The sequence below is a fragment of the Campylobacter sp. CNRCH_2015_0814 genome (genome assembly GCF_025772765.1).
Classification (GTDB): domain Bacteria; phylum Campylobacterota; class Campylobacteria; order Campylobacterales; family Campylobacteraceae; genus Campylobacter_D.
On the sequence record NZ_JAKMSR010000005.1, the window covers coordinates 40722 to 66255 of the forward strand.

The window sequence follows — 25534 nt, forward strand, 5'->3', positions numbered from 1 at the left end:
ATTATAGCATTATTTTAAGCGCTAATTAGATAAAATTTGAATTATTTTTTATAAAGGTTAATTTTTGAAAAATCTTATAGTATGTGCAGGAGGAAATGAAGATTTTAAATTTGCACAAAGTATTGGCATAGGTTTGGTTAATTCTGCTTTTTCTCTAGGTAAAATTTTAAGTCAAGTAAAAGTAGATAGAGTGATTTTTATAGGTACATGTGGAATTTACCAAGAAGGAAAAATTTTAGATATTTATGAAAGTTCTAACGCAGCGAATTTAGAATACGCAGATTTATTTGATAGTTTTTATACGCCTATAGCAAATGAGATTAGATTAAATGTTTCACATGAAACTATGATTAATTCTTCAAATTATATTTGTAAAGATGAAAATATCGCCCAAGAATTTTTTAAAAGGGGTGTACATATAGAAAATATGGAAGCATACGCAGTGCTTTCTTGTGCAAAAATGCAAGGGATAGAAGGAATTTGTTATTTATGTGCGACAAATTTTTGTAATGAATTTGCACATGAGGATTTTTTAAAAAATCACCAAAAAGCAAAAGAATTATTAAAAGATTTTTTGTTAGATAAAAAACTTATATAGGAAAAAAATTGAGTGAATTAAAAAATATATTAGATTTTACTAAAGAAGAATTAGAAAATTTAGTCCAACCAAAATTTAGAGCAAAGCAAATTTTTGAATGGGTATATAAAAAATATGCAGATGATTTTTTACAAATGTCATCTTTGCCAAAAGATTTTAGAGCGCACTTGCAAGAAAATTTTCATTTTTCACCTCTAAAATGTGTGAAAGATGAAAAAAGCAAAGATGGTAGTATAAAATATCTTTTTGAACTTTTAGATGGTAAAAAAATCGAAGCTGTTTTGCTACCAATGAAAGAAGAACTTGTAGATGAAAATGGAAAAATCATCAAACATGCAAGATATACTATTTGTGTTTCCTCTCAAGTGGGGTGCAAAAGTGGGTGTAGTTTTTGTCTGACTGCTAAAGGCGGCTTGAAAAGAAATTTGACTGCAGGAGAAATAGTAGGACAAATTTTATGGATTAAAAAACACAACAACATACCTTATGAAAGAAGGGTTAATATAGTCTATATGGGCATGGGAGAGCCTTTGGATAATCTTAAAAATGTTTCTAAAGCAGTTAAAATTTTAGCTGATAATGATGCCTTAGCGATAAGCCCTAGAAGACAAACTATAAGCACTAGCGGTTTAGCAAAACAGATTAAAGAGCTTGGAGAAATGAATTTAGGTGTACTTTTGGCTATTTCGCTCCATGCTGTAAATGATGAGCTTAGAAGTGAATTAATGCCTATTAATAAAGCTTATAATATAGCAAGTATTATGGAAGCAGTGAGAAATTTTCCTATAGATCAGCGCAAAAGAGTGATGTTTGAATATCTTTTAATTGATGGGATAAATGATAAAATAGAACATGCAAAAGAACTAGTCAAGCTCTTAAATGGTATAAAAGCTAAAGTAAATTTAATACTTTTTAATCCACACGAAGGAAGTTTATATAAAAGACCAAGTGTTGAAAATGCGGTTAAATTTCAAGATTATTTAAGTGCAAAAGGTGTTACTTGTACGATAAGAGAAAGTAAAGGGCTTGATATTTCAGCTGCATGCGGACAGCTTAAAGAAAGGCAGAGTAAACAATGACTTTTTTAGATATAGCTCAGCTTATTTTTATAAGTATAGTGGTGATCATAGGACTTGGTGGGATTATTTATGTATTAAAAAATGAAGATAAATGATTAGTTGATATATCAATATTGCTTATCATGATTATATATCATCATGGATAGTGTTATCTTTAATGGTATAGAGAATTTTAAACTATAATTTCTTTTAAAAATTCACCTTTTATATCTTTTTGAGATTGTATCAAAAATTTTTGATTTTTATATGTAAATTCTAAGCTAGAAGAGTGTAAAAGCAGTCTTTTAGCGCCTGTGATGTGAGCTCTTTTGATATCACTCATTTTTCCATCAAGTATTTGCTCTATTTGTGTTTTTTCTAAACCATATAAAGGTTCACCTAAAATTTTATGTTTCACATGAAACAAATGTAGTCTTATTTGGTGTTGTCTGCCTGTTAGAGGTTTAGCTAAAACTAAACTAGCATCTAAATTTTCAAAATATTCTAAAGTGTAAAATTGCGTTAAAGCTTCTTTACCATTTTCACAAATATGCATTCTAGTTTTGACTGTATCATAGTCTTTAGCTAAATCCATACTTTTATCTACTATAAATTCTTTTTTAGTTTTTCCTTTTACTAGAGCAAAATAGCCTTTTTGCACTAATCTTTTTTCAAACATGGTTTTTAACTCAATTTGTGCATTTTTATGTTTAGCTATGAGTAAAAGCCCGCTTGTTTCTTTATCTAATCTATGAGCTACGCAAGCTTTTTCACCCCATAAATGCCAAATTTCATCACAAAGACTATAAGTACAATTGCGTCCATTAGGATGAGTTAGTACCCCGCTTGGTTTTTCTACTACAGCAAAATCTTCATTTTCATAAACTATTTCCAATCCTTTAGGGTTATTTTCATATACGATTAATTCCACTAAGCCATCTAAAAATTTGTTTTTTTCTTCTACCAAATTTCCATTACAAAATAGTCTTTTTTTGTCAATGAGTTTTTGTGCTTCACGCATAGAAATTTTTAACTCATCCATAAGTAGTCTAAATGCCTTTTTTCCATTATTTGCTAGTTTCTTTTTTATGTATGCCATTTAATAACTTTCTTAGGTAATTTATAATAAAATTCAAGCTATTTTTTCATAAAAAATTATATAAAAAAAGGTCTTGAAAATGGTTGAAAGATATAGTAGAGAAATCATGGCTAAAAAATGGGACATGCAAGCAAAATATGACGCATGGTTAAAAGTGGAATTAGCTGCTGTGAAAGCGTGGAATAAACTTGGTCTTATTAAAGATGATGATTGTGAAAAAATTATAAAAAATGCAAAATTTGATATAGCAAGAATAGATGAAATAGAAAAAACTACCAAACATGATGTTATCGCTTTTTTAACTAGCGTAAGTGAAAGTTTGGGCGAGGAAAGTCGTTTTGTACATTATGCAATGACAAGTTCAGATTGTATTGATACTGCAGTTGCTTTGCAGATTAAAGATAGTTTAGAATTAATCTTGCAAGATTTAGATCAAGTTTTAGCAGCGATTAAAACAAGAGCGTATGAGCATAAAAACACTTTAATGGTAGGAAGAAGTCATGGAATTCATGGAGAGCCTATAACTTTTGGCTTAGTTTTGGCTATTTGGTATGATTCGCTAGTTCATGCAAAAGATTTAATCATTCATGCAAAAGAAGTGATTAGCTATGGAAAAATTAGCGGTGCTATGGGAAATTTTGCTCATGCTCCGCTTGAATTTGAAGAAGAAGTTTGTAAAAACTTAGATTTAAAGCCGGCACCAGTTTCAAACCAAGTTATACAAAGAGATCGTTACGCACAGGTTATCTCGGCTTTAGCTATTTTAGCTTCAAGTTGTGAGCAAATCGCTGTTGCTATCCGCCATTTTCAAAGAACAGAAGTATATGAAGCTGAAGAATATTTTTCTCAAGGACAAAAAGGAAGCTCAGCTATGCCTCATAAAAGAAATCCTGTTTTGAGTGAAAATATTACCGGTCTTTGCAGGATGATAAGAGCTTATGTAACACCTGCTTTAGAAAATGTAGCATTGTGGCACGAAAGAGATATATCACATTCTAGTGTAGAAAGATTTGTATTGCCTGATGCTTTTATCACGACTGATTTTATGCTTTCAAGATTATGTGGTGTGATAGAAAAGCTTTTGGTGTATCCAGAAAATATGATGAAAAATTTAAATTTAACCGGAGGACTTGTATTTTCTCAAAGAGTGTTGCTTGAACTTCCATTTAAAGGTATAAGTAGAGAAGAAGCTTACAAGATCGTTCAAAGAAATGCTATGAAAGTTTGGGCTGATTTACAAAATGGCAAGCCTGCTTTAAATGAAAAAGGCGAGAGTTTGTTTTTGCTGGCTTTATTAGCTGATGAGGATTTGAAAAAGTCTTTAAGTGAAGCAGATATTAGAAATTGCTTTGACTATAACTACTACACAAAAAATGTAGATAAAATTTTTGCAAGAACTTTTAAATAATAAACTAGGGGTTGTGAGTGAAAGTATTAAAAAGAAATGGTAGAACTGAAGAATTAGATGTTTCTAAGATTAAAAAATATACCACCGATGCGGTGGCAAATTTAGAAAATGTTAGCCAAAGTGAGCTTGAAGTAGATGCAAAAATTCAATTTCGTGATGGCATAACAACAGAAGAAATCCAACAAACTCTCATAAAAACAGCAGTAGATAAAATAGATATTGATAGACCTAATTGGACCTTTGTTGCTGCAAGATTATTTTTATATGATTTGTATAAAAAAGTAAGTGGTTATAGTGGTTATAAACATTTAAGAGAATACCTTGAAAAAGGTGAAAAAGAAGGTAGGATTTTAATCGGCTTAAAAGAAAAATATGATTTAGATGATCTTAATGCATATATCAAGCCAGAACGCGATTTGCAATTTACTTATCTTGGTATAAAAACTTTATATGATAGATATTTGATTAAAGATTCTAAGGGCATGCCTATAGAATTACCACAGCAAATGTTTATGGCTATTGCGATGTTTTTAGCGCAAAATGAGTTAGATTCTCAAACTTGGGCTAAGAAATTTTATGATTTAATCTCAACTTTTGAAGTAATGCTTGCAACCCCAACCCTTTCAAATGCAAGAACCACAAGACATCAATTAAGTTCATGTTATATAGGAAGCACACCTGATAATATAGAAGGGATTTTTGATTCTTATCAAGAAATGGCACTTTTATCTAAATTTGGTGGTGGTATAGGCTGGGATTGGTCTAAGGTGCGTGCTATGGGTGGAAGCATAGATGGACATAAAAATGCAGCAGGTGGGATTATACCATTTTTAAAAATCACCAATGATATAGCAGTAGCTGTTGATCAACTTGGTACTAGAAAAGGCGCAATTGCTGTATATATTGAACCTTGGCATATGGATATTAATGACTTTTTAGATTTGCGTAAAAACTCAGGCGAAGAAAGAAGAAGAGCGCATGAGCTTTTCCCTGCTTTGTGGATTAATGATTTGTTCATGAAAAGAGTAAGAGCAAATGACAAATGGACGCTTTTTGATCCTGCTGATACAGCAAGTTTGTGTGATTTATACGGTGAAGAATTTGAGAAAAAATATGAAGAATTTGAAAAAGATGAAAGCATAGTCAAAGAAATTGTTGATGCTAAAGAGCTTTGGAAAAAAATACTTTTATCTTATTTTGAAAGTGGCTTGCCGTTTTTATGTTTTAAAGATAGTGCAAATAGAACAAATCCAAATTCCCATGCAGGAATTATAAGAAGTTCAAATTTATGTACAGAAATTTTTCAAAATACAGAACCAAATTATTATCAAATCAAAATCGTATTTGATGATAAAACAGAACTTCATTTAGATGAGGATGAAGAGCTTACAATAGATGGAGGATATAAAAAGCTTGCTAAAAAAGTTTCTACTTTAGATAGTATTAATGGTAAAAAAGTCTATATAGTAGAAAAATATAAAAATGAAGGAAAAACCGCAGTTTGTAATCTTGCAAGTATAAATTTAAGTAAAATCAATACCAAAGAAGATATCCAAAGAGTAGTGCCAACAGCAATAAGAATGCTTGATAATGTGATTGATTTAAATTTTTATCCTCATGTAAAGGTTAAAAATACCAACCTAAAATCACGCGCTATAGGACTTGGTGTGATGGGTGAAGCGCAAATGTTAGCTGAAGCTCAAATTTATTGGGGTTCTAATGAACATTTTGAAAAAATTGATCGCATTATGGAAATGATTAGCTATGAGGCTATTTTAGCTAGCTCAAATTTAGCCTTAGAAAAAGGAAGTTATCCTGACTTTGAAGGATCAAACTGGAGTAAAGGTATAGTGCCAATTGATGTAGCAAACGAAAATGCCAAAAAGCTTACCGCAAGCGAAGGTTTATTTGATCAAAGTGAGTGTGATTGGGAAAAATTAAGAGAAAAACTAAAAAGAGATGGTATAAGAAATGGTTATTTAATGGCTATAGCGCCAACTTCTTCTATTTCTATTTTAGTGGGTACTACTCAAACAATTGAGCCTGTATATAAAAGAAAATGGTTTGAGCAAAACTTAAGCGGTATGATACCAACCGTGGTGCCAAATCTAAGTGCTAATACTTGGCAGTATTATACCCCTGCTTATGAGCTTGATCAAAAAATCTTAGTAAAAGCAGCAGCGATTCGTGGTAAATGGATTGATCAAGGTCAATCTTTAAATATCTTTGTTTCTTTAGATAAAGCAAGCGGTGGATATTTAAATGAAATTTATCAACTTGCTTGGGAATTAGGTGTTAAATCAACTTATTATCTAAGAAGCGAAAGCCCTGATAGTCAAAAAGTAAATGATGATGTGGTTGATAGAACTATAGAATGTGAAGGTTGTCAATAAAAATGGAGAAACAAAATGTATACAAAAAACTCACTACCGGAGCTTACGCTTAGGGGTATAATACTAGGAAGTATTTTAACGATTATTTTTACTGCCTCAAATGTATATTTGGGGCTTAAAGTTGGTCTTACTTTTTCTACTTCTATTCCTGCTGTTGTGATTGCAATGGCCGTTTTAAAAATCTTTAAAGACTCTAATATTTTAGAAAATAATATGGTTCAAACTCAAGTTTCAGCCGCAGGTACGCTTTCGGCTGTGATTTTTGTTATACCAGGTCTTTTTATGTGTGGATATTGGTTTGAATTTCCACTTTGGCTTACTTTTATGCTCTGTCTTTGTGGGGGTGGATTGGGCGTGCTTTTTACCATACCTTTGCGTAGAGCTATGGTGGTAGAGAGTAAATTAGCTTATCCTGAAGGAAGAGCTGCTGCTGAAATTTTAAAAGTAGCTAATAAAGATCAAGCTGATAAAAAAGGAAAAGTAGGCTTAAAAGAAATCACACTTGGCGTGGCTTTTGCTTCTGTGATAAGTCTTTTTTCAAGTGGTTTTAAACTACTTTCAAGTGGAAGTAGTTTTGCGTTCATCTGGCAAAAAATGACTTTTGGCTTTTCTATGGGTTATTCAGTGGCGCTTTTGGGTGCTGGATACTTAGTAGGTATAGCCGGAGGTGTTGCATTACTTGCGGGTATGGTACTTGCTTGGATGGTTTTTGTGCCATATTTTTCTGCTAAAGAAAGTTTTGACGCGAGTTTAAGTGCACTTGATATAGCTAATCAAATTTGGGCTCAAAAGGTGCGTTTAATAGGCACAGGAGCTATTGCCATAGCAGCATTATGGACTTTAATAGAACTTGCAAAACCTGTATATGATGGTATGAAAAATATGCTTAAAAAAACCTCGTTAAATCTTTCACAAGATCCTAAAGATATGGATTTATCTTTAAAAGCTATGCTAGGTTTATTTGTACTTATGTGTATAGGTTTGTTTGTCTCATTTTACGCTTTTGTGGCTGATTCAAATTTAGCAAGTGGCTATCAAATTCTTTTTGCCTTAGTAGGAACTTTAGTGGCTATTTTTATAGGCTTTTTTGTAGCTTCTGCTTGTGGATATATGGCAGGTTTGGTGGGTTCATCATCTTCTCCTATTTCGGGTATAGGGCTTATTGGGATTATGATTTCTTCTTTGATTATTTTACTTTTGGGTTATCAAGTAGATTTATTTAGTGATCCTTTAATGTCTAAATTTGCCATCGCTTTTGCTATATTTACTACTAGTGTTATTTTAGCAACTGCTGCTATTTCTAACGATAATTTACAAGATTTAAAAACTGGCTATTTAGTGGGTGCAACTCCTTGGAAACAACAAATTTCCTTGATAATAGGTTGTGTGTTTGGTGCTTTAGCTATAGCTCCTGTTTTAAATTTATTATATCAAGCTTATGGTTTTGTGGGTGCAATGCCAAGAGAAGGAATGGATGAGGCAAATGCACTTGCTGCACCACAAGCAAATTTGATGAGTACTATAGCACAAGGCATTTTTAACGCTAATATCGATTGGAGTTATATTATAGCGGGAGCTTTTGTGGGTGTTGGTATAATCATTGTTGATCGTTTGTTAAGAAAGAAAAATATGTCTTTGCCACCTTTAGCTGTGGGTATAGGTATATATTTACCACCTGCTGTTAATATGCCTTTGTTTATAGGTGGATTATTAGCGTATTTAATCAAAAAGCGTTTAGAGCAAAGATATACTAAAAATGCTCATAAAAAAGAACTCATTCAAGAGCATGAGCAAAAAGGAACCTTATTTGCCTCTGGTTTGATAGTAGGTGAGAGTTTATTTGGAGTGTTAATAGCTGGTTTAACCGTGCTTTCTATTAGTAGAGGTGGGGCTGAAGATCCACTTGCTATTGCAACTTCATTTAAAGATGATGGGATTATAGGTTTTGTAGTTTTTGTAGCGATTATGCTAATTTTTGCAAGAAGAGTACTTAAAAAATGAATTTAGATTATTATTATGCTTTGATTTTAGGAATCATTGAGGGTCTGACAGAATTTTTGCCTGTTTCATCTACAGGGCATATGATCTTGGGTGCTGAAATTTTGGGTTTAAATATAGATGATTTCTGGAGAAGTTTTTTTATCATTATTCAACTCGGTTCTATACTAGCGGTGATTTTTATTTTCAAAGATAAACTAACTCAAAAACTTGATATTTGGTTAAAACTTGCTGTGGGCTTTTTGCCAGCAGGTGGAGTGGGTTTTATAGCATATAAGTTTTTAAAAGAGATATTTAATGGCTATACCGTGGCTACTATGTTAATCATTGGTGGGATTGTTTTTATCATCATAGAGCTTAAACATAGAAAAAAAGACTATGATATACATTCTTTAGATGAGGTAAGTTATAAACAAGCTTTTTTGATAGGTTTAACCCAAGCTCTTGCTATCATACCAGGTACTTCAAGAAGTGGAGCAAGTATCATAGGTGGCTTATTGCTCGGACTTGATCGCAAAGTGGCTTCTGAATTTTCGTTTTTGCTTGCAATTCCTACTATGATTATAGCAACAGCTTATAGTATTTATAAAGAACCACAGGTTTTAAGTAATATGAATAATTTCATTCCTTTAGCCATAGGTTTTGTAACAGCTTTTATAGTGGCTTTTGTGGTAATTAAAATATTTTTAAAATTAATCAGCAAGATAAACTTTATACCTTTTGGAATTTATAGGATAATTTTAGGTTTTGTATTTTTATACCTTTTTATGAGTGGTGTTTTAGATATATCAAGAACGGGTGTTTGAAATATAAAAATATCCTTTATTTAAAAAAAGTTTAAGTTTTTCATAGCTAAAATTAGTCTTATATTTTAATTTAAGCTCACAAGGTTAGTGAGTGTTAAGGGTAGAAATGACAAAAGATATAATTGCATATGCAAATAATGAAACTTTGGTAGATACTCAAAGTTTTAACAATGATACAAATTTAACTCCGATTTATTTTGATAATTCTAAAGAAAGTTTAGAAGTTATCCGCCATTCTTGTGCGCATTTAATGGCTCAAGCGATTAAAAGTTTATATCCAGAGGCTAAATTTTTCGTAGGACCTGTGATAGAAGATGGGTTTTATTATGATTTTAGAGTTGATAGCAAGATTTCAGAAGAAGATTTAAGCAAAATCGAAAAGAAAATGAAAGAACTAGCAGAAGCAAAGCTAGACATCATAAAATACGAACTTTCAAAGACTGAGGTTAAAGAAAAATTTGCTAATGATGATTTAAAACAAGAAGTTTTACTAAGAATTCCTGATGGAAAAGTAAGTATTTATAAGCAAGGCGAATTTGAAGATTTATGCCGTGGGCCTCATGTGCCAAATACTAGATATTTAAGATTTTTCAAGCTTACTCGTGTAGCTGGTGCGTATTTGGGTGGTGATGAAAAAAGAGAAATGCTCACAAGAATTTATGGTACTGCCTTTGCAGATAAAGAAAGTTTAAATGAATACTTAAAAATCATTGAAGAAGCTAAAAAAAGAGATCATAGAAAACTTGGTAATGAAATGAAGCTTTTTGCCTTTGATGATGAAATAGGCGGTGGGCTTCCTATATGGCTTAGCAATGGTGCAAAATTAAGAAGTAAATTAGAGCATTTGTTATATAAAGCACATAGATTAAGAGGCTATGAGCCTGTGCGTGGGCCTGAACTTTTAAAAGCTGATGCGTGGAAAATTAGCGGGCATTATGCAAACTATAAAGAAAATATGTATTTTACGCAAATTGATGAGCAAGAATACGGCATTAAGCCGATGAATTGTGTAGGGCATATTAAAATTTATCAAAGTGATGTTAGAAGTTATCGTGATTTACCTTTGAAATTTTTTGAATATGGCGTGGTGCACCGCCATGAAAAAAGTGGAGTTTTACACGGGCTTTTTAGAGTAAGAGAATTTACTCAAGATGATGCGCATATTTTTTGTATGCCAAGTCAGATAAAAGAACAAGTTTTAGAAATTCTAAGCTTTGTTGATACTTTGATGAAGGCTTTTGAGTTTGATTATGAAATGGAAATTTCAACACGCCCAGCAAAAGCAATAGGCGATGATGAAATTTGGGACATAGCTACAAAGGCTTTAAAAGAAGCTTTAGATGAACAAGGTTTAAAATATGGCATTGATGAGGGTGGTGGAGCTTTCTATGGTCCAAAAATCGATATTAAAATTACCGATGCGCTAAAAAGAAAATGGCAGTGTGGAACTATACAAGTGGATTTTAACTTACCAAGCCGTTTTAAACTCGAATACACAGACGCAGATAATGAGAAAAAACAACCTGTAATGCTTCACCGTGCTATTTTGGGTTCTTTTGAAAGATTTATAGGAATTTTAGTAGAGCATTGTGCGGGTGAGTTGCCATTTTTCATAGCACCAACTCAAGTAGCTATAGTGCCTATTTCGCAAAATCACCATAATTATGCAAAAGAAATAGCAAGAAAACTTTTAGAACTTGGCATTGATAGTGAAGTGTATAATAAAAATGAAAGCTTAAATAAAAAAATCCGCACCGCTGAAAAAGCACATGTGCCTATGATACTTGTTTTAGGTGATGAAGAAGTAGCAAACAAAAGTGTGGCTTTAAGAGATAGAAGAGCAAAAGAACAAAAAACAATGACTTTAGATGAATTTATAACCCTAACAAAGGAGAAATTAAGTGAGGTACGCTTTTGAGTAAAGAAAAAGAAGTATTGCTAAATGAAGAAATTCAAGCAGATGAGATCAGATGTATAGGTGATGATGGCAAGGTTTATGGCATTATTAGTAGTGATGAAGCGCTAGATATAGCAAATAGGCTAGGGCTTGATTTGGTGATGATAGCCCCTGAAGCCAAACCACCTGTATGTAAGATAATGGATTATGGAAAATTCCGTTATCAACAAGAAAAGAAGCAAAAAGAAGCAAAGAAAAAACAAAAAGTTATTGATATAAAAGAAATCAAACTTTCTGTGAAAATTGCTCAAAATGACATTAATTATAAAGTCAAACATGCAAGCGAGTTTTTAGAGCAAGGCAAGCATGTTAAATTTAGAGTGTTTTTAAAAGGTCGTGAGATGGGCTCTCCTGAAGCAGGGGTAGCTTTGCTTGAAAAAATTTGGCAAATGGTTGAAGATATAGCAGATAGAGACAAAGAGCCTTTACTCGAAGGACGCTATGTAAATATGCTAGTAACTCCTAAAAAGAAAAAATAATCACAAGCCTTTTTAAGGCTTGTATTTTAAACTTATGCTAGAAGAAAATCCACAATTTTTAAAAGAACAAATCATAACTTATCTTGGCAATAAAAGATCCTTGCTTGATTTTTTAAATCAAGGCTTTAAATTCGCACAAAATGAGCTTAAAAAAGACAAATTTAGTTTTTGTGATGTATTTAGCGGTTCAGGTGTAGTTTCACGTTTTGTGAGGCCTTATGCGAGTTTTATTATGGCAAATGATTTGGAAGATTATTCTAAAATCATCAATGAGTGTTATTTAAGCAATCAAAATGCACAATTTTTACAAGAATTACAAAAATATTACGCTTTTTTAACTTCTGATTTAAAACTCAAAAAAGGCTTTATAAGCAAGCTTTATGCACCAAATGATGATGAGTATATCCAAAAGAATGAAAGAGTTTTTTATACGCTTAAAAACGCTATGTATTTAGACTCTATGCGAGAAAAAATTTCAAGCCTGCCAAGTAATATACAAAAATACTTCATCGCACCACTTATTTATGAAGCAAGTGTGCATGCAAACACAAGTGGGGTTTTTAAGGGCTTTTATAAAGATAAAAATGGCATTGGTAAATTTGGAGGAAATGGAGCAAATGCGCTTAGTCGTATAAAGGGTGATATAGCTTTAAAAATGCCTATTTTTTCAAATTTTACTTGTGAGTATGAGGTTTTTCAAAAAGATGCAAATATTTTAGCTAAAGAGCTTGATAGCTTTGATGTAGCGTATTTAGACCCACCTTATAATCAACACCCTTATGGATCAAATTATTTTATGTTAAATTTAATCGCTAATTATAAAAAGCCAAAGGAAATTTCAAAGGTTTCTGGCATACCAAAAGACTGGAACCGCAGTGCTTTTAACAAAGAAAAAAAGGCCGAAGATGCTTTGTTTGATTTGATAAATGATTTAAAAGCTAAGATTGTATTGCTTTCTTATAATTGTGAGGGTTTTGTAAAAAAAGAAAATTTCACAAAAAGACTTCAAAGTCTTGGAGAATGTTTTGTGCTTGAGCAAAAGTATAATGCCTTTAGAGCTAGTAGAAACCTTTCTAAGCGCTCTATGCATATACAAGAACAACTTTATGTATTAAAAAAGAAGAATTAGAATTTAATTTTTCTAAAGCATAGTTGTAGTAAAATGATAGCTTTCTTTTATGAAAAAATTTATCCAAAGGATACACATGCCAAAAATGAAAAGCGTTAAAAGTGCTGTTAAACGCTTCAAAGTAGGTAAAAATAAAATCAAAAGAGGCGCTGCTTATAGAAGCCACATTTTGACTAAAAAACCTGCTAAAAGAATGCGTGATCTTCGCACTTCTAAGTATGTTCACTCAACCAATGTTAAAGCAGTTGAAAAAATGTTAGGAATTTAAGCTCGCTTAAATTTAGTTTTTGACGAAAGTCATTCAAACTCCCCTTATTTTAAAGGGCAAGATTCGTTTAACGAACGCCAATTTGTGAAAGGATAAATATGGCAAGAGTAAAAACAGGTGTTGTAAGACGCCGCAGACATAAAAAAGTTTTAAAACTTGCGCGTGGTTTTTATAGTGGTCGCCGCAAACACTTTAGAAAAGCTAAAGAACAATTAGAAAGAAGTTTGGTTTATGCGTATCGTGATAGACGCCGCAAAAAACGTGATTTCCGTCGTCTTTGGATAGTACGTATCAATGCAGCTTGCAGACTAAATGATATTAGTTATTCAAGATTTATAAATGGTCTTAAAAAAGCAGGCATTGAGCTTGATAGAAAAATCTTAGCTGATTTAGCGATGAACGACGCAGCTGCTTTTGCTAAAATAGCAGATGCTGCTAAAAAAGCACTTTAATCTTACTGCAAGGCTTTTTATAAGCCTTGTTTTTCTCTTTACTTTCTTTTTAAATCCTCTTTTTGCAAAAGATATTTTACTTTTTAAAGTTTATGATGAAAAATCATTTAAAGATATAAATTTAAGCCATTATCTCATGAGCGAAAAACTCGATGGCGTAAGAGGACTTTGGAGTGGTAAGTCTATGCAAACAAGAGCAGGAAATGCCATAAAACTCCCTTCATTTTTCACAAAAAAATTTCCTAAATTTGAGTTAGATGGAGAACTTTGGATAAAAAGAGCTTCTTTTGAAGAAATTTCATCTTTAATACGCCAAGAAAATCCTGATGAAAAACTTTGGCAAAAAGTAAGTTATAATGTCTTTGATGTGCCAAATGCTTGTGAGGAATTTAAACTTGATCCTTGTACTTTAGAAACAAGATTAGAAGTTTTAAAAAGGTATTTAGCAAAAAACTCAAATGATTTTATAAAAATCATCCCACAAATTCGCATTAAAGATAAAAATCATTTAAAGCAGTTTTACCAAGATATCATTTCGCATAAAGGCGAGGGCGTAATCATAAGATTAAACAACGCACCTTATGAAAAGAAAAGATCAAACAATGCTTTTAAACTAAAACCTTTTGATGATACAGAATGTGTTGTAAAAAAGCATTTTGAAGGTAAAGGAAAATTTGAAGGCAAAATGGGATCTTTGCTTTGTGAAGCAGTGATTGAGGGTAAAAAAGTAAGTTTTAAGATAGGCTCGGGCTTTAAAGAAAGTGATCGCTTAAACCCTCCGCCAGTTGGTGTCATCATCACTTTTAAATACAATGGCTTAACCAAAAATGGCAAGCCAAAATTTGCTAGTTTTTTAAGAGTGCATGAAAATAGCGTTTTAAGATAAAAGTAAATTTCAACTTTTCTTTAAAAAAGCACTAAAACAAAGATAAAACACAAAAGCTATACAAGCGCTAGCTATAATGCATGCTCCACTTGCAAGATTATAATAAAAACTCACAAAAAGCCCTATCACACAAAAACTTATACTCAAAAGAGTAGAGATGATCATCATTTGACCAAGCTTTTTAGAAAAGCTCTCAGCGATAAATGCAGGTATACTAAGTAAAGCTATCACAAGTATAAGTCCTACTACTTTGATACTTATAACGATACAAAAAGCCATCATCGCGATTAAAAGATAGTGAAAAAGATTGGTTTTAACCCCTCTTAAGCTTGCAAATTCTTTATCAAAACTTAGAATTTCAAATTGGCGGTAAAAAAGCAATACTAAAATGATAAAAATCACATCAATCACTGCAAATAAAACTATATCTTGCGTAGGTACAGACAAAATACTACCAAATAAATACCCCATTAAATCACCATTATACCCAGGGGTTAAGTCTATGAGTATGATACCAACAGCCATTCCAAAAGCCCATATAACACCGACTATATTATCGCTTCTAAAAGGATATTTTTGTACTAAAAACGCTACAAGCAAGGCTAAAAAAAGAGTAAATAAACTCGTACTAACAAGTACTGGCAAACCAAAATAAAATGCTATACCTATACCCCCAAAAGCCCCATGCGTAATGCCTCCTGCCATAGAACTTAAGCGGTTGATCATGATCAAAGTCCCCATAATCCCACAAGCAATGCTGGTTAAAAATGCAGCCAAAAAAGCATTTTGTATAAAAGAGCTAGATAAAAGTTCAAGCATGGTTTTTTCCTTCACAGCAACACTGCTCCAAGCTAAGCTCCACATCACAAAAATGCGTGTGATTTTGGCTTAAATGTGCTAGTAAGTGTGCCTTTTTTTCAGGGGTGTTTTCATGTAAGAATAATTCTTTGTTTAAATATGCGATTTTATTTGCATAAGCTAAGCTTACATTTAAATCATGGCATATTACTATCACGCCAACCCCACTTTCGTGTAATTTTTTCAAAAGCTCAAAAATCTGCACCGAGCCTTTGGTATCTATACTTGCAGTAGGCTCATCAAGGATCAAAAGCTTGCATTCACTTGCTAGAGCTCTTGCTATATAAACTCTTTGTCTTTGACCTCCGCTTAGTTCGTTGATTTTTTTATCCCAAAAATTTCTCATACCTACTTTTTCTAATGCTAGCAAGGCTTGATCTTGATCTTTTTTGGTATAAAAACCAAAGAATTTTTTATCCACCCTACCCATCATCACTACTTCTAGCACGCGCACTGGAAAGTTTGGATTAGCTAAAGTATTTTGTGGGACATAACCTATATCTTTTAAGCTTAAGTTTTCAAAGTTTATGTTTTTATGGCTATTTAGTAAACCTAGTATGAGTTTTAAAAGTGTAGATTTACCCCCGCCATTTGGCCCTACTATGGCTAAAAAGTCTTTGCTTTCATAGTTTAGGTTGATATTTTTTAAAACCTCATCTTGATTATATGAAAAGTTTAAATTTTTAATATTGATTTTTATCATTGTAAAACGCTTGCTATATTTTTTGCATCTTTTAAAAGCTCATTTTTATAATCACTTGGCAAATGATCAAGTTCTATGATTTTAAGATTATAATTACTCGCCATAGCTTTAATGGTATTGTTATTAGCTCCTTTTGGTACAAAAATAGCTTTTATTTGCTCTTTTTGTATGAGTTTTGCAAGCTTGGCTAAGTCTTTTGGTTTAGGTTCTTTTCCTTCTATTTCAACAGGAATTTGGCTTAGATGATATCTTTTGGCAAAATACCCCCAAGATGGATGATAGACTAGAAAATGCTTGTTTTTTACATTTTTAAATAAAGCTTGTATTTGTAAATTTAATGTATCCATTTCTTTTAAGAAATTTTCTAAATTTTGCTCATAAAATGCTTTATTTTGTGGGTATTGTTCTATAAGTGCTAAAGTGATATTTTTAGCATGAGTTTTTGCTAAAAGTGGATCAAGCCATGTGTGAGGGTCATCTCCATGATGATGGTGTCCTTCGTGAGCATGCTCTTGCAAAGGTATAAAATCAATACCATTTTGAGTAGAGATGATTTTGGTATTTTTGAGATTATCTTTAAGTTTTAAAATCCAAATTTTTTCAAATTCTAAATTGGCTGTGAAGTAAATATCGCTTTTTTCAAGTTTTAAAATACCACTTGGTTTAAATTCGAAAGTATGCTCATTTGCATTAGGTGGTATGACTATATTTATATCCAAAGTATCTTTGGCAATTTGCTTTACAAAGTAAGCTTGTGGGGCTATACTAACACTTACCAAATCTTTGGCATATATACTTAAAAATGAAATCAAACACAAAAACACTACTCGCATAATTTTCCTTTCTAAAAACAAAAAAATATTATACTATATTAGAAAAAATAAGGAGTGAAGATGAATTTATGGAATAAAAAAGCAAAAAGCTATGCAAGGTATAATCCTAGTTTAAACGAAATTCAAAAAGCTACTTTTGCAAAACTTGGATCTTTACAAGATAAAAGCGTGGTAGATATAGGCTGTGGGAGCGGTGTTTGGACTTTGCATTTAGCACAAAAAGCAAAAAGTGTTTTAGGTATAGACAGCTCTAGTGCTATGCTTGAAATTTTACAAGAAGATGCAAAAACTCATGCCATATCAAATGTAAAAACACTAAATTTAGACTTTGAAAACTTTTATAAAAACAATAACACAAATTTTGATTTAGCCTTTTTAAGTATGTCTCCTGCTTTGCAAAATGAAAAAGACTATAAAGCTTTTTTAAACTTAGCTTCTAAAAAGGTGTATTTAGGCTGGGCAAGTAGGCGTAAAAGTAGCTTTTTAGATCCTATATTTGAGCGTTTTAACACGCATTTTAAAGGTTTTTATGAAAGCGACTTACAAAGTTTTTTAAATGCGCAAAATATCCCTTACGAGGTTGAAATTTTTAACGAAACTAGAGTGGTAAAAAGAGATAAAGAAAGTGCGATAGAAAATGCTTTGTGGCATTTGAGTATGAATGGTGTTAATGCAAACAAACAAGAGTTAGAAAGCTTTGTAAAAGATGAGGTAGAAGAGCTTATAGAAGCTAAGATAAAACTTCTGATTATTAATTAAATTTCAAGGCTAAATAACCTTGAAATTTAAAGTTTTTCCCGCCATAAATGGCACTACATCGCCGTATTTTTGCGCTACTTGCCATTCTTGTTTTTCTAAAGTGATGATTTTATCTTTTTCAAATTCAAAATTATGGATTTTGCAAGCATTATCTGAAATAAATTTTTGTAAATTTGCTTCATTTGAGTGTTTTTCAAAAAGTTCAGCCAACACAGGTAAAATCACTGGCGCACTAAATACTCCAGCTGCGCACCCACAGCATTCTTTAGTGTGCAATGGATGAGGTGCGCTATCGCTTCCAAACATAGCCTTTTCATAGCCGCTAAAAGCAAGCTCACATAAAGCGTCTTTGTCTTCATAGCGTTTTGCAATAGGTTTGCAAAATAAATGCGGATCCATCTTACCGCCCACTACATCATCAAGCGTTATTATCAAATGGTGTAAAGTGATAGTTGCGTATAAATTTTCATAATCTTTTAACAAATCGCACAAAACCTTAGTGGTAATATGCTCCATTACGATTTTTAATTTTGGAAAGTTTTTAGCTAATTTTTCATAGATTTTAGCAAAATTTGCTTCTCTATCCATTACAAAATCATTTGTTTCTCCATGCACTAGCAAAGGTATGTTTAATTCACTCATAGCATTTAGTGTAGGTTTTAACTTTTCTATATCAAAGCTTGAAATTCCATTATCTGAGTTGGTAGTGATACCTGCAGGATAAAGTTTTATGGCAAAAAGCTCATCTTTAGCTTTTTCTAAAAATTTCTCATCATAGTCTTTAAAAAATAAAGTCATCAAAGGCGTAAAATCTTCATTTTTACATGCTTTTAAAATGCGTTCTTTATAAGATTTTAATGCATTTGTTTCGGTAAGCGGGGTGATTAAATTTGGCATGATAACTCCCGCTTTAAAGTCTTTTGCACTAAATGGAGCTACAAGTTCAAGCATGCTTTCATCGCGTAAATGTAAATGCATATCCAAAGGGTTTTTAAGTGTCATTTTATCTCCTATTTGAGTTTATATAAGCCGTTTTTGAGTTTTTCAAGCAAAGCTTTTTCTTCTAAAAATTTAAAAGTAGAAATGATGGTAGGTTTGCTGATGTTTAACCTTTTAGAAAGCTCTTCTATATTGACAAAGACAAAGCCATCTTCATTAGCATGAAGGGCTAAAAATTCTAAAATTTCAAAGCGTTTTTTACCAAAGATTTTTTCACATAGTATTTTTACTTTATCATCCATTCTCTAACCAAATCAAAAAGAATAAAACTCCAAGTAATTATAGCTAAAACCACGCTAAAAAACACCCCAGCGCTCGCACAATCTTTTGCTTTTTTAGCTAAGATGTGAAATTCGTTCGTGCAAAGATCCACACAAGCTTCTATGGCAGAATTTAGTGCTTCTACGATTAAAATTAGTACCAAAACAAATACAAGCACAAAATGCTCTAAAAAACTCACAGGTAAAAATAAGCTTGCAAAAATCAAAGGTAAAATAATGGCAAATTCTATCCTAAAAGCCATTTCATTTTGGAGTAAAAATTTAATTCCACTAAAGGCATAGCTTGCATTTTTAAATAAAGAATATTTCGGCTTCATTAAGGATTTTCCTTTAAATTTTTGCTAAATATATCATAATTTGCCTCATATTCTTTGCTATTTACACCAAAATACCCCAGTAAGCTTGAAAAAAGATTATCTTGAGAAAGTTTATAGTCTTTTTTGCTTTGTAAATCTTGGCTTAATTTGCTATCTTTACTCCAAAATATCATCGGTATATGCTTTTGATCTTTTGGTGCTATTAAATAAGGCATACCATGAAGATAAATTCCATTTTCACCTAAACTCTCCCCATGATCTGATAAATAAAGCAAAGAAGCTTCTTTGGTAGGATTTTGCTTAAGCATATCTATAAGGCTTTTTATAATAAAGTCTGTATAAAGTAAAGTATTATCATAGGTGTTGATGATTTGTTTGTGTGAGCAGGTATTTAGCTCATTTGTATCACATGTTGGCATAAATTTTTTAAATGCATTTGGATAACGTTTGTAGTAAGTTGGCCCATGTGAGCCTTGTAAATGTACAACGATGATTTTATTTGAATTTGTATTTTCAAGTTCTTGCTTTACAAGTTCAAGTAAGCTCTCATCATAATCTTTTGCAATGAGTTTGTGTTTTATACGATCGCAATTTCCTTTACAGCCTCCTGAGTTATTACCAAACCAAACGCTTTGTACTCCAACCTTTTGCAAGATATCTAAAACATTTTCTTCGTATAATCCATCTTCAAAATTTACTCTTTTGTGTCTTGAAAACATACAAGGCAAACTTCTTGCAGTAGCCGTTCCACATGAACTTACATCGCTAAAATACACTAAATTTGGTTCATTTTTAGTATAAAAATTCGTATCATTTGTACTATATCCACCTAAAGAATAATTACTCGCTCTAGCAGTTTCACCTATGACTAAAATCATAAGCTTAGTTGTATTGATATCTTTTAAACTTGCATCATTTGAAATGATAGTTAGTTCTTTTTTACCTGCTAGTTTTTTCTTTGTAAATTCTATGCTTGAGTATATTGGATAAAAAGGTAGATTGTACATTCTAACGATATTGTGTGATCTTAAAAAAGGCAAAAGTGTTTTTGAACTAAGAGCTACTAAAGCAAAGCAAAATACCAAAGAAGTCAAAAATAATACACTTTTTTTGAAAAAATATCTTTGATAATCAATCTTAGTAAAAATCACAAGCAAACTAGGAAAAATCACAAAGACTAAAATATACAAAGCAAAGGAAAAATTAAAATAAGAAAAAAATTCCCTATTGTCTGTTTCAACGACATTTTGTATCATATGATCATCGATTAAAACCCCATAATTGCTAACAAAATAACTACAAATAGCACAAGTACTAAGTAAAAATATGCTTAAAATTTTGGTGATATAGGGAAAATATACCAAAGATAAAACGCCCAAAACCAAGAAAAAATAAATTCCAAAAAACACACTAAAAAGCATAGTGTTTTGATCTATCTTTTCATATACAAACTCAAACAACGGGAAATTAAACGCCATGATAAAAATCGTATTAAGCAAGGTAAATTTTGTCCATGAAAGTTTTAGGTGCATTTTTTTCCTTTGGAATAAAATAAAAACTTAGTCTATTTGAATAAAATTAATAAATCACATATAAAATAGCAACAAAAGAAGATTGGTAAAGGTATTTTATGAAATTATTATCATGGAATGTAAATGGCCTAAGGGCAATTTGTGATAAAAACGCACTGGATTGGATTGAAAAAGAAGAAATCGATTTTATAGGTTTTCAAGAAATCAAAGCACACGAGGATAAATTTCCAAAAAGAATTTATGAGTATCCTTTTAAACATATGTATTCAAATAGTGCTAAAAGAGCAGGGTATTCTGGTGTAATGAGTTTGTGTAATTTTGATAGTGAAGTCAAAAAATGTGAATTTTTTGATGATGATGAGGGTAGGGTTTTAGAACATAGTTTCAAAAATGTAGTTTTGTTTAATATTTACTTTCCAAATGGTCAAAAAGATGAAGAGCGTTTAAACTTTAAAATGAAATTTTATAATGATTTTTTAGTGTATTTAGATAAGCTTTTAAAAGAAGGTAAAGAAATCATAATATGTGGAGATGTAAATACTGCTCACCGCGAGATAGATTTAACTCATCCAAAAGCTAATGAAAAAACTTCAGGCTTTTTACCGATTGAGCGTGCTTGGATAGATGATTTATTAAAATTAGGCTTTATAGATACTTTTAGACATATAAATGGCGATATTAAAGAAAAGTATTCGTGGTGGAGTTATAGAATGAAAGCAAGAGAAAGAAATGTAGGCTGGAGGATTGATTATTTTTTCATTTCTAATGGCTTAAAAGATAAGCTCAAAAATGCCTTTATAAGAGATGATATTTTTGGTTCAGACCATGCTCCTGTAGGGATAGAAATAGATATTTAAGGCATTTTTTGATGTCTTAAATAATTATTAAGTAAAAATTGCTATAATTTTGTCTTCAAACTGCAAATTGGCCCATTCGTCTAGCGGTTAGGACATCGCCCTTTCACGGCGGTAACACGAGTTCGAGTCTCGTATGGGTCACCACTCTATATTTTTCTCCACAGTATTATTTTTTTCATTTTTTATCAAAATTCATCTATTTATTTATAATTATTTATTATTTTGTAAATATATGTTTATATTAAGTTAATTTTAAATTAATAATTATTAATATTCCAAATCTTTTGTTTAATTTCATTAAATTTATATTGACTTCACACTTGTTTTTTAAAATATACAAAAAGGAGGGACAAAATGTATAAAGTTAAAAACAAAAATGAGTTGATGAATTTGGTGCACAATGAAAGAATTTCTCTAAGAGATATTGATGTTTCTTTGATAGAAGATTTTTCATTCGTTTTTTATTGTTCTACTAGAAAAGATTTTTTGGGTATTGAGCGTTGGGATGTATCTAAGGCTAAAGATATGTCTTATATGTTTTATTGTTGTGAAAGTTTTAATGCAGACTTATCACGCTGGGATGTTTCAAATGTCGAAAATATGGCAAGTATGTTTTTTAACTGCAAAAATTTCAATAAAGACTTATCAAAGTGGAATACACAAAATTTAAAAGATATGTCTTATATGTTTTTTAATTGTGTTAAATTTAATCATTCTTTATTGCACTGGAAAACCTCTAATGTAATCAGAATGGCACATTGTTTTGAAAACTGCCATGCGTATGAGCATAATGTGGCAAGCTGGGATGTGCAAAATGTAATTACCATGGCCTATCTTTTCCATAATTGTAAAAATTTTCACCACGAGCTAGATGAGTGGAATATCCAAAGAGATTGTAATACTGATAAAATGTTTGGAAATCGTGGTATTGATAAACTTTATGCTGTAAAAGGCGTGGAGTTAAAATAATCAAATTCACACATTTTTTGTGTGAATTTTTCTTTTATTTCTTTAAGTTTTTCATCAAGTTTTTGTACTAAACTTATCTTTTAAAAGTGCTATTTTATAGTGCTTAGAGATTATTTTTTAGGAAAATTTCCATGAGAATAAAATTTATTATAAAAAGAGATAAAAGCCAAGTTGCATTTGATATTTTTAAAATCAAAAATGCTATTTTCAAAGCCAATATAAATTCCACAGATGAAAAATTAAATAATGATTTTTTAGATAAACTTTGCGATGAGGTTGTAGCTTTACTGGATGAAAAACACATACAAGTAGAACAAATTCAAGATAAAGTTGAAGAAGTTTTAATCAAAAATGCCTTAGTCAATACTGCAAAATCTTATATTTTATACCGTCAAAAAAGAGCACAAATTCGCAATGGTAGCTATGATTTGCTAAGTTTGTATGATGATTTAACTTTTAAAGATTCTAAAGAAGCTGATTTAAAAAGAGAAAATGCAAATATTAATTCAGATAGCGCTATGGGTATGATGTTAAAATATGGCTCAGAAGGTGCAAAATACTATGTAGATGAGTGTATTTTGCCAAAACATATCGCAAATGCACACAAAAACGGCGATATACACATACACGATAAAGACTTTTATATGCTAACACAAACTTGCTGTCAAATAGACTTATTAAAGCTTTTTGAAAATGGCTTTAGCACAGGACATGGAAGCTTGCGTGAGCCAAATGATATCAGATCTTACGCTTCTTTAGCTTGCATTGCCTTGCAGGCTAATCAAAATGAAATGCATGGAGGCCAGTCTATACCCAATTTTGATTTTGCTATGGCAAAAGGCGTGGCAAAGACTTTTCAAAAAGAGTATAAAAAGGCTATAAATGCTTTTTTTGAAATAAAATTAGAACAAAGTTTAGATGAGCAATGCTTTAAAAATGCTAATTTTCAAGCTTTTAGCGAAAAAGAATGCTTCAAAGAGCTTTTAAGGCTTGATTTAAATAGTGATGAGAATTTTTTAAAACAAGCAAATGCTTATGCTTATAAAAGAGCATTAAAGCAAACCCAAGATGCGACTTTTCAAGCTATGGAGGCTTTAGTGCATAATCTTAATACTATGAATTCAAGAGCAGGAGCCCAAGTACCTTTTAGCACGCTAAATTATGGTACCGATACATCTTTTGAAGGGCAAATGGTGATAGAAAATTTACTAAAAGCCACGATGAAAGGTTTAGGAAATGGCGAAACGCCAATTTTCCCTGTGCAAATTTTTAAAGTAAAAGAGGGTGTTAATTATAATGAAACAGATCCAAATTATAAGCTTTTTAAACTTGCTATAGAATGTGCTTCTAAAAGACTTTTTCCAAATTTTAGCTTTTTAGATGCGAGTTTTAACGCAAAATACTATAAAAAAAATGATTACAATAGTGAAGTAGCTTATATGGGTTGTAGAACTAGGGTTATGGCAAATGTTTATGATGAGAGTAAAGAAATCACAAGTGGCAGGGGAAATTTAAGCTTTACAAGTATAAACCTTGTGCGTTTAGCCATAGAAGCCAAAGGAAATTTAGAGCTTTTTTACTCACTTTTAAAAGAAAAATTAGAACTTGTGTATGAGCAATTGCTCCATAGATATAAAATTCAAAGTCTAAAAAAGGCTAAAAATTTCCCATTTTTAATGGGCGAGGGAATTTGGATAGATTCAGATACTTTAAAAGAAAATGATAGTGTAGAGAAAGTTATCGCACATGGGACTTTGGCTATAGGTTATATAGGACTTTGTGAGAGTTTAATAGCTTTGATAGGTTCTCATCATGGACAAAGCCAAGAAGCAAGAGAACTTGGCTTACAAATAGTGCGTTTTATGCGTGAATTTGTCGATGAAAAAGCACTCAAAGATAAGCTTAATTTTTCACTCATAGCTACTCCAGCTGAGGGTTTAAGTGGAAGATTTTTAAAGCTAGATCAAAAAAAATACGGCATTTTAAAAGGCATAACTGATAAAGATTTTTATACCAATTCTTTTCATATTCCTGTAGATTTTCCTATTAGTATATATGAAAAAATTCAAATAGAAGCCCCATATCATGAGCTAAATAATGGTGGTCATATTACTTATGTAGAATTAAACGGCGATGTGAGTAAGAATTTAGAAAGTTTTGAACGCATTATAAAATGTATGAAAGAAAGCAATATAGGCTATGGCTCGATTAATTTTCCACTAGATAGGGATCCAGTGTGTGGTTATAGTGGTGTGATAGATGAGTTTTGTCCAAAGTGCCATAGAAAAGAAGATGATATTAAATTTGAACGCATAAGAAGAATCACAGGCTATTTAGTAGGAACGCTTGATCGTTTTAATGACGCTAAAAAAGCTGAAGTTCATGCAAGAATTAAACACGATTTTTCTTAGATTAGCTGGTGTTATAAAAGAATCCATAGTCGATGGCTATGGTTTGCGTTATGTGATTTTTACTCAAGGTTGCCCCCATCATTGCAAAGGCTGTCATAACCCACAAACGCATGATTTTAACAAAGGATATTTGCAAGATTTAGCGAGTTTATATGATGAGATTTGTAAAAATCCTTTGCTTCAAGGTGTTACTTTTAGTGGTGGAGAGCCTTTTATGCAAGCAAAAAATTTAAGCATTCTAGCAAAATACATTAAGGCTTTAGGGCTTGATCTTATCATATATACAGGCTTTACTTATGAAGAGCTATTACAAGAGCAAGCTATGAAAGAATTACTTATCTTAGCTGATATTTTGGTAGATGGGAAGTTTATTTTAGAGCAAAAAGACTTATCTTTAAAATTTAAAGGTAGTAAAAATCAACGCATTATCGATGTAGCAAAAAGCTTAGAGCAAGGCAAAGTAATACTTTTTGAAAAATAAAGA

The 25534-nt window shown here is 31.5% G+C and carries 26 protein-coding genes and 1 tRNA gene; 19 read left to right on the forward strand and 8 right to left on the reverse strand.

Annotated features, from left to right (window positions below; all coding sequences use genetic code 11):
- The first annotated feature begins 64 nt into the window (after positions 1 to 64).
- From L8X24_RS03680 to L8X24_RS03690, 3 genes are read left to right on the forward strand one after another with little or no spacing between them, the layout of a single operon-like run.
- Entirely contained in the window at positions 65 to 598 is a 534-nt protein-coding gene (locus L8X24_RS03680) for a purine-nucleoside phosphorylase (protein ID WP_263663687.1), read from the forward strand.
- An 8-nt stretch (positions 599 to 606) separates the two neighbouring features.
- On the forward strand, positions 607 to 1677 hold the full coding sequence (gene rlmN / locus L8X24_RS03685; RefSeq protein WP_263663688.1) for a 23S rRNA (adenine(2503)-C(2))-methyltransferase RlmN: 1071 nt from the start codon (positions 607 to 609) through the stop codon (positions 1675 to 1677).
- Positions 1674 to 1772: a hypothetical protein gene (locus tag L8X24_RS03690; protein ID WP_087685297.1), complete on the forward strand. Its 99-nt coding sequence runs from the start codon at positions 1674 to 1676 to the stop codon at positions 1770 to 1772. The genes rlmN and L8X24_RS03690 overlap by 4 nt, the downstream gene beginning before the upstream one ends.
- A gap of 77 nt (positions 1773 to 1849) precedes the next feature.
- On the opposite strand, the gene L8X24_RS03695 is transcribed toward L8X24_RS03690, so the two are convergent.
- Complete coding sequence (locus L8X24_RS03695; protein WP_263663690.1) at positions 1850 to 2755, reverse strand: RluA family pseudouridine synthase; 906 nt, start codon at positions 2753 to 2755, stop codon at positions 1850 to 1852.
- Between the two features lie 79 nt (positions 2756 to 2834).
- On the opposite strand from L8X24_RS03695, the gene purB reads away from it, so the two are divergent.
- From purB to L8X24_RS03745, 10 genes are all read left to right on the forward strand, one after another.
- Complete coding sequence (purB, locus tag L8X24_RS03700; protein ID WP_039667804.1) at positions 2835 to 4163, forward strand: adenylosuccinate lyase; 1329 nt, start codon at positions 2835 to 2837, stop codon at positions 4161 to 4163.
- A 17-nt stretch (positions 4164 to 4180) separates the two neighbouring features.
- Positions 4181 to 6556 (forward strand): ribonucleoside-diphosphate reductase subunit alpha, encoded by a 2376-nt coding sequence (locus L8X24_RS03705; protein WP_263663691.1) that lies wholly within the window; start codon positions 4181 to 4183, stop codon positions 6554 to 6556.
- A gap of 15 nt (positions 6557 to 6571) precedes the next feature.
- On the forward strand, positions 6572 to 8557 hold the full coding sequence (locus tag L8X24_RS03710; protein ID WP_263663692.1) for an OPT family oligopeptide transporter: 1986 nt from the start codon (positions 6572 to 6574) through the stop codon (positions 8555 to 8557).
- A complete protein-coding gene (locus L8X24_RS03715; protein WP_263663693.1) occupies positions 8554 to 9360 on the forward strand; it encodes an undecaprenyl-diphosphate phosphatase in 807 nt (268 codons plus the stop codon). Before L8X24_RS03710 ends, L8X24_RS03715 begins: the two co-directional genes overlap by 4 nt.
- A 106-nt stretch (positions 9361 to 9466) precedes the next feature.
- Positions 9467 to 11278: a threonine--tRNA ligase gene (thrS, locus tag L8X24_RS03720; protein WP_263663694.1), complete on the forward strand. Its 1812-nt coding sequence runs from the start codon at positions 9467 to 9469 to the stop codon at positions 11276 to 11278.
- Positions 11275 to 11796 carry a translation initiation factor IF-3 gene (infC, locus tag L8X24_RS03725; protein WP_039617082.1) on the forward strand — a complete coding sequence of 174 codons (522 nt, stop codon included), beginning with the start codon at positions 11275 to 11277 and terminating at the stop codon, positions 11794 to 11796. Before thrS ends, infC begins: the two co-directional genes overlap by 4 nt.
- A gap of 34 nt (positions 11797 to 11830) precedes the next feature.
- Entirely contained in the window at positions 11831 to 12925 is a 1095-nt protein-coding gene (locus L8X24_RS03730) for a DNA adenine methylase (protein WP_263663695.1), read from the forward strand.
- Positions 12926 to 13001: 76 nt separating this feature from the next.
- Positions 13002 to 13193 (forward strand): 50S ribosomal protein L35, encoded by a 192-nt coding sequence (gene rpmI, locus L8X24_RS03735; protein WP_039617094.1) that lies wholly within the window; start codon positions 13002 to 13004, stop codon positions 13191 to 13193.
- 98 nt (positions 13194 to 13291) lie between these two features.
- Positions 13292 to 13645 carry a 50S ribosomal protein L20 gene (gene rplT, locus L8X24_RS03740; RefSeq protein WP_039617097.1) on the forward strand — a complete coding sequence of 118 codons (354 nt, stop codon included), beginning with the start codon at positions 13292 to 13294 and terminating at the stop codon, positions 13643 to 13645.
- The gene (locus L8X24_RS03745) at positions 13623 to 14531 is read left to right on the forward strand and encodes a DNA ligase (protein ID WP_263663697.1); all 909 of its coding nucleotides are present in this window, start codon (positions 13623 to 13625) and stop codon (positions 14529 to 14531) included. The genes rplT and L8X24_RS03745 overlap by 23 nt, the downstream gene beginning before the upstream one ends.
- A 9-nt stretch (positions 14532 to 14540) precedes the next feature.
- Here L8X24_RS03745 and L8X24_RS03750 read toward each other — a convergent pair whose 3' ends face one another.
- From L8X24_RS03750 to L8X24_RS03760, 3 genes are read right to left on the reverse strand one after another with little or no spacing between them, the layout of a single operon-like run.
- Positions 14541 to 15350: a metal ABC transporter permease gene (locus tag L8X24_RS03750; RefSeq protein WP_263663698.1), complete on the reverse strand. Its 810-nt coding sequence runs from the start codon at positions 15348 to 15350 to the stop codon at positions 14541 to 14543.
- Complete coding sequence (locus L8X24_RS03755; RefSeq protein WP_263663699.1) at positions 15343 to 16092, reverse strand: metal ABC transporter ATP-binding protein; 750 nt, start codon at positions 16090 to 16092, stop codon at positions 15343 to 15345. Before L8X24_RS03755 ends, L8X24_RS03750 begins: the two co-directional genes overlap by 8 nt.
- Positions 16089 to 16925, reverse strand: coding sequence for a metal ABC transporter solute-binding protein, Zn/Mn family (locus L8X24_RS03760; protein ID WP_263663700.1), 837 nt, complete (start codon positions 16923 to 16925; stop codon positions 16089 to 16091). Before L8X24_RS03760 ends, L8X24_RS03755 begins: the two co-directional genes overlap by 4 nt.
- Positions 16926 to 16985: 60 nt before the next feature.
- Here L8X24_RS03760 and L8X24_RS03765 point away from each other — a divergent pair, with 60 nt between their 5' ends.
- Entirely contained in the window at positions 16986 to 17684 is a 699-nt protein-coding gene (locus tag L8X24_RS03765; RefSeq protein WP_263663701.1) for a class I SAM-dependent methyltransferase, read from the forward strand.
- A gap of 9 nt (positions 17685 to 17693) precedes the next feature.
- Here L8X24_RS03765 and pyrC read toward each other — a convergent pair whose 3' ends face one another.
- Genes pyrC through L8X24_RS03785 form a run of 4 tightly spaced genes read right to left on the reverse strand, consistent with a single transcriptional unit; the run spans position 17694 to position 20813 of the window.
- Positions 17694 to 18686, reverse strand: a complete 993-nt coding sequence (gene pyrC / locus L8X24_RS03770) for a dihydroorotase (RefSeq protein WP_263663703.1) — start codon at positions 18684 to 18686, stop codon at positions 17694 to 17696.
- A gap of 8 nt (positions 18687 to 18694) precedes the next feature.
- Entirely contained in the window at positions 18695 to 18925 is a 231-nt protein-coding gene (locus L8X24_RS03775) for a helix-turn-helix domain-containing protein (RefSeq protein ID WP_263663705.1), read from the reverse strand.
- Entirely contained in the window at positions 18910 to 19281 is a 372-nt protein-coding gene (locus tag L8X24_RS03780) for a diacylglycerol kinase (RefSeq protein ID WP_263663706.1), read from the reverse strand. Before L8X24_RS03780 ends, L8X24_RS03775 begins: the two co-directional genes overlap by 16 nt.
- On the reverse strand, positions 19281 to 20813 hold the full coding sequence (locus L8X24_RS03785; RefSeq protein ID WP_263663707.1) for a phosphoethanolamine transferase: 1533 nt from the start codon (positions 20811 to 20813) through the stop codon (positions 19281 to 19283). Before L8X24_RS03785 ends, L8X24_RS03780 begins: the two co-directional genes overlap by 1 nt.
- Before the next feature lie 98 nt (positions 20814 to 20911).
- Between L8X24_RS03785 and L8X24_RS03790 the strand changes: the two genes are divergently transcribed.
- The 5 genes from L8X24_RS03790 to nrdG all read left to right on the forward strand — a co-directional run bounded on the left by L8X24_RS03790 (position 20912) and on the right by nrdG (position 25531).
- Positions 20912 to 21670 (forward strand): exodeoxyribonuclease III, encoded by a 759-nt coding sequence (locus L8X24_RS03790; protein ID WP_039640473.1) that lies wholly within the window; start codon positions 20912 to 20914, stop codon positions 21668 to 21670.
- A gap of 69 nt (positions 21671 to 21739) precedes the next feature.
- Positions 21740 to 21814: transfer RNA gene (locus tag L8X24_RS03795), tRNA-Glu, on the forward strand.
- 210 nt (positions 21815 to 22024) lie between these two features.
- Positions 22025 to 22639: a BspA family leucine-rich repeat surface protein gene (locus tag L8X24_RS03800; protein ID WP_263663709.1), complete on the forward strand. Its 615-nt coding sequence runs from the start codon at positions 22025 to 22027 to the stop codon at positions 22637 to 22639.
- A 131-nt stretch (positions 22640 to 22770) separates the two neighbouring features.
- A complete protein-coding gene (locus L8X24_RS03805) occupies positions 22771 to 25050 on the forward strand; it encodes an anaerobic ribonucleoside triphosphate reductase (protein ID WP_263663710.1) in 2280 nt (759 codons plus the stop codon).
- Positions 25022 to 25531 (forward strand): anaerobic ribonucleoside-triphosphate reductase activating protein, encoded by a 510-nt coding sequence (gene nrdG, locus L8X24_RS03810; protein WP_263663711.1) that lies wholly within the window; start codon positions 25022 to 25024, stop codon positions 25529 to 25531. Before L8X24_RS03805 ends, nrdG begins: the two co-directional genes overlap by 29 nt.
- Positions 25532 to 25534 lie beyond the last annotated feature (3 nt).

Coding starts and splice junctions, on each gene's coding strand:
- L8X24_RS03695 (WP_263663690.1), bottom strand. CDS start 2,755: ATGGCATACATAAAAAAGAAACTAGCAAATAATGGAAAAAAGGCATTT.
- L8X24_RS03760 (WP_263663700.1), bottom strand. CDS start 16,925: ATGCGAGTAGTGTTTTTGTGTTTGATTTCATTTTTAAGTATATATGCC.
- L8X24_RS03750 (WP_263663698.1), bottom strand. CDS start 15,350: ATGCTTGAACTTTTATCTAGCTCTTTTATACAAAATGCTTTTTTGGCT.
- L8X24_RS03790 (WP_039640473.1), top strand. CDS start 20,912: ATGAAATTATTATCATGGAATGTAAATGGCCTAAGGGCAATTTGTGAT.
- pyrC (WP_263663703.1), bottom strand. CDS start 18,686: ATGACACTTAAAAACCCTTTGGATATGCATTTACATTTACGCGATGAA.
- L8X24_RS03755 (WP_263663699.1), bottom strand. CDS start 16,092: ATGATAAAAATCAATATTAAAAATTTAAACTTTTCATATAATCAAGAT.
- L8X24_RS03800 (WP_263663709.1), top strand. CDS start 22,025: ATGTATAAAGTTAAAAACAAAAATGAGTTGATGAATTTGGTGCACAAT.
- nrdG (WP_263663711.1), top strand. CDS start 25,022: ATGCAAGAATTAAACACGATTTTTCTTAGATTAGCTGGTGTTATAAAA.
- L8X24_RS03775 (WP_263663705.1), bottom strand. CDS start 18,925: ATGGATGATAAAGTAAAAATACTATGTGAAAAAATCTTTGGTAAAAAA.
- rpmI (WP_039617094.1), top strand. CDS start 13,002: ATGCCAAAAATGAAAAGCGTTAAAAGTGCTGTTAAACGCTTCAAAGTA.
- L8X24_RS03715 (WP_263663693.1), top strand. CDS start 8,554: ATGAATTTAGATTATTATTATGCTTTGATTTTAGGAATCATTGAGGGT.
- L8X24_RS03730 (WP_263663695.1), top strand. CDS start 11,831: ATGCTAGAAGAAAATCCACAATTTTTAAAAGAACAAATCATAACTTAT.
- L8X24_RS03805 (WP_263663710.1), top strand. CDS start 22,771: ATGAGAATAAAATTTATTATAAAAAGAGATAAAAGCCAAGTTGCATTT.
- purB (WP_039667804.1), top strand. CDS start 2,835: ATGGTTGAAAGATATAGTAGAGAAATCATGGCTAAAAAATGGGACATG.
- L8X24_RS03745 (WP_263663697.1), top strand. CDS start 13,623: ATGCTGCTAAAAAAGCACTTTAATCTTACTGCAAGGCTTTTTATAAGC.
- L8X24_RS03710 (WP_263663692.1), top strand. CDS start 6,572: ATGTATACAAAAAACTCACTACCGGAGCTTACGCTTAGGGGTATAATA.
- L8X24_RS03785 (WP_263663707.1), bottom strand. CDS start 20,813: ATGCACCTAAAACTTTCATGGACAAAATTTACCTTGCTTAATACGATT.
- rplT (WP_039617097.1), top strand. CDS start 13,292: ATGGCAAGAGTAAAAACAGGTGTTGTAAGACGCCGCAGACATAAAAAA.
- thrS (WP_263663694.1), top strand. CDS start 9,467: ATGACAAAAGATATAATTGCATATGCAAATAATGAAACTTTGGTAGAT.
- L8X24_RS03765 (WP_263663701.1), top strand. CDS start 16,986: ATGAATTTATGGAATAAAAAAGCAAAAAGCTATGCAAGGTATAATCCT.
- L8X24_RS03780 (WP_263663706.1), bottom strand. CDS start 19,281: ATGAAGCCGAAATATTCTTTATTTAAAAATGCAAGCTATGCCTTTAGT.
- L8X24_RS03690 (WP_087685297.1), top strand. CDS start 1,674: ATGACTTTTTTAGATATAGCTCAGCTTATTTTTATAAGTATAGTGGTG.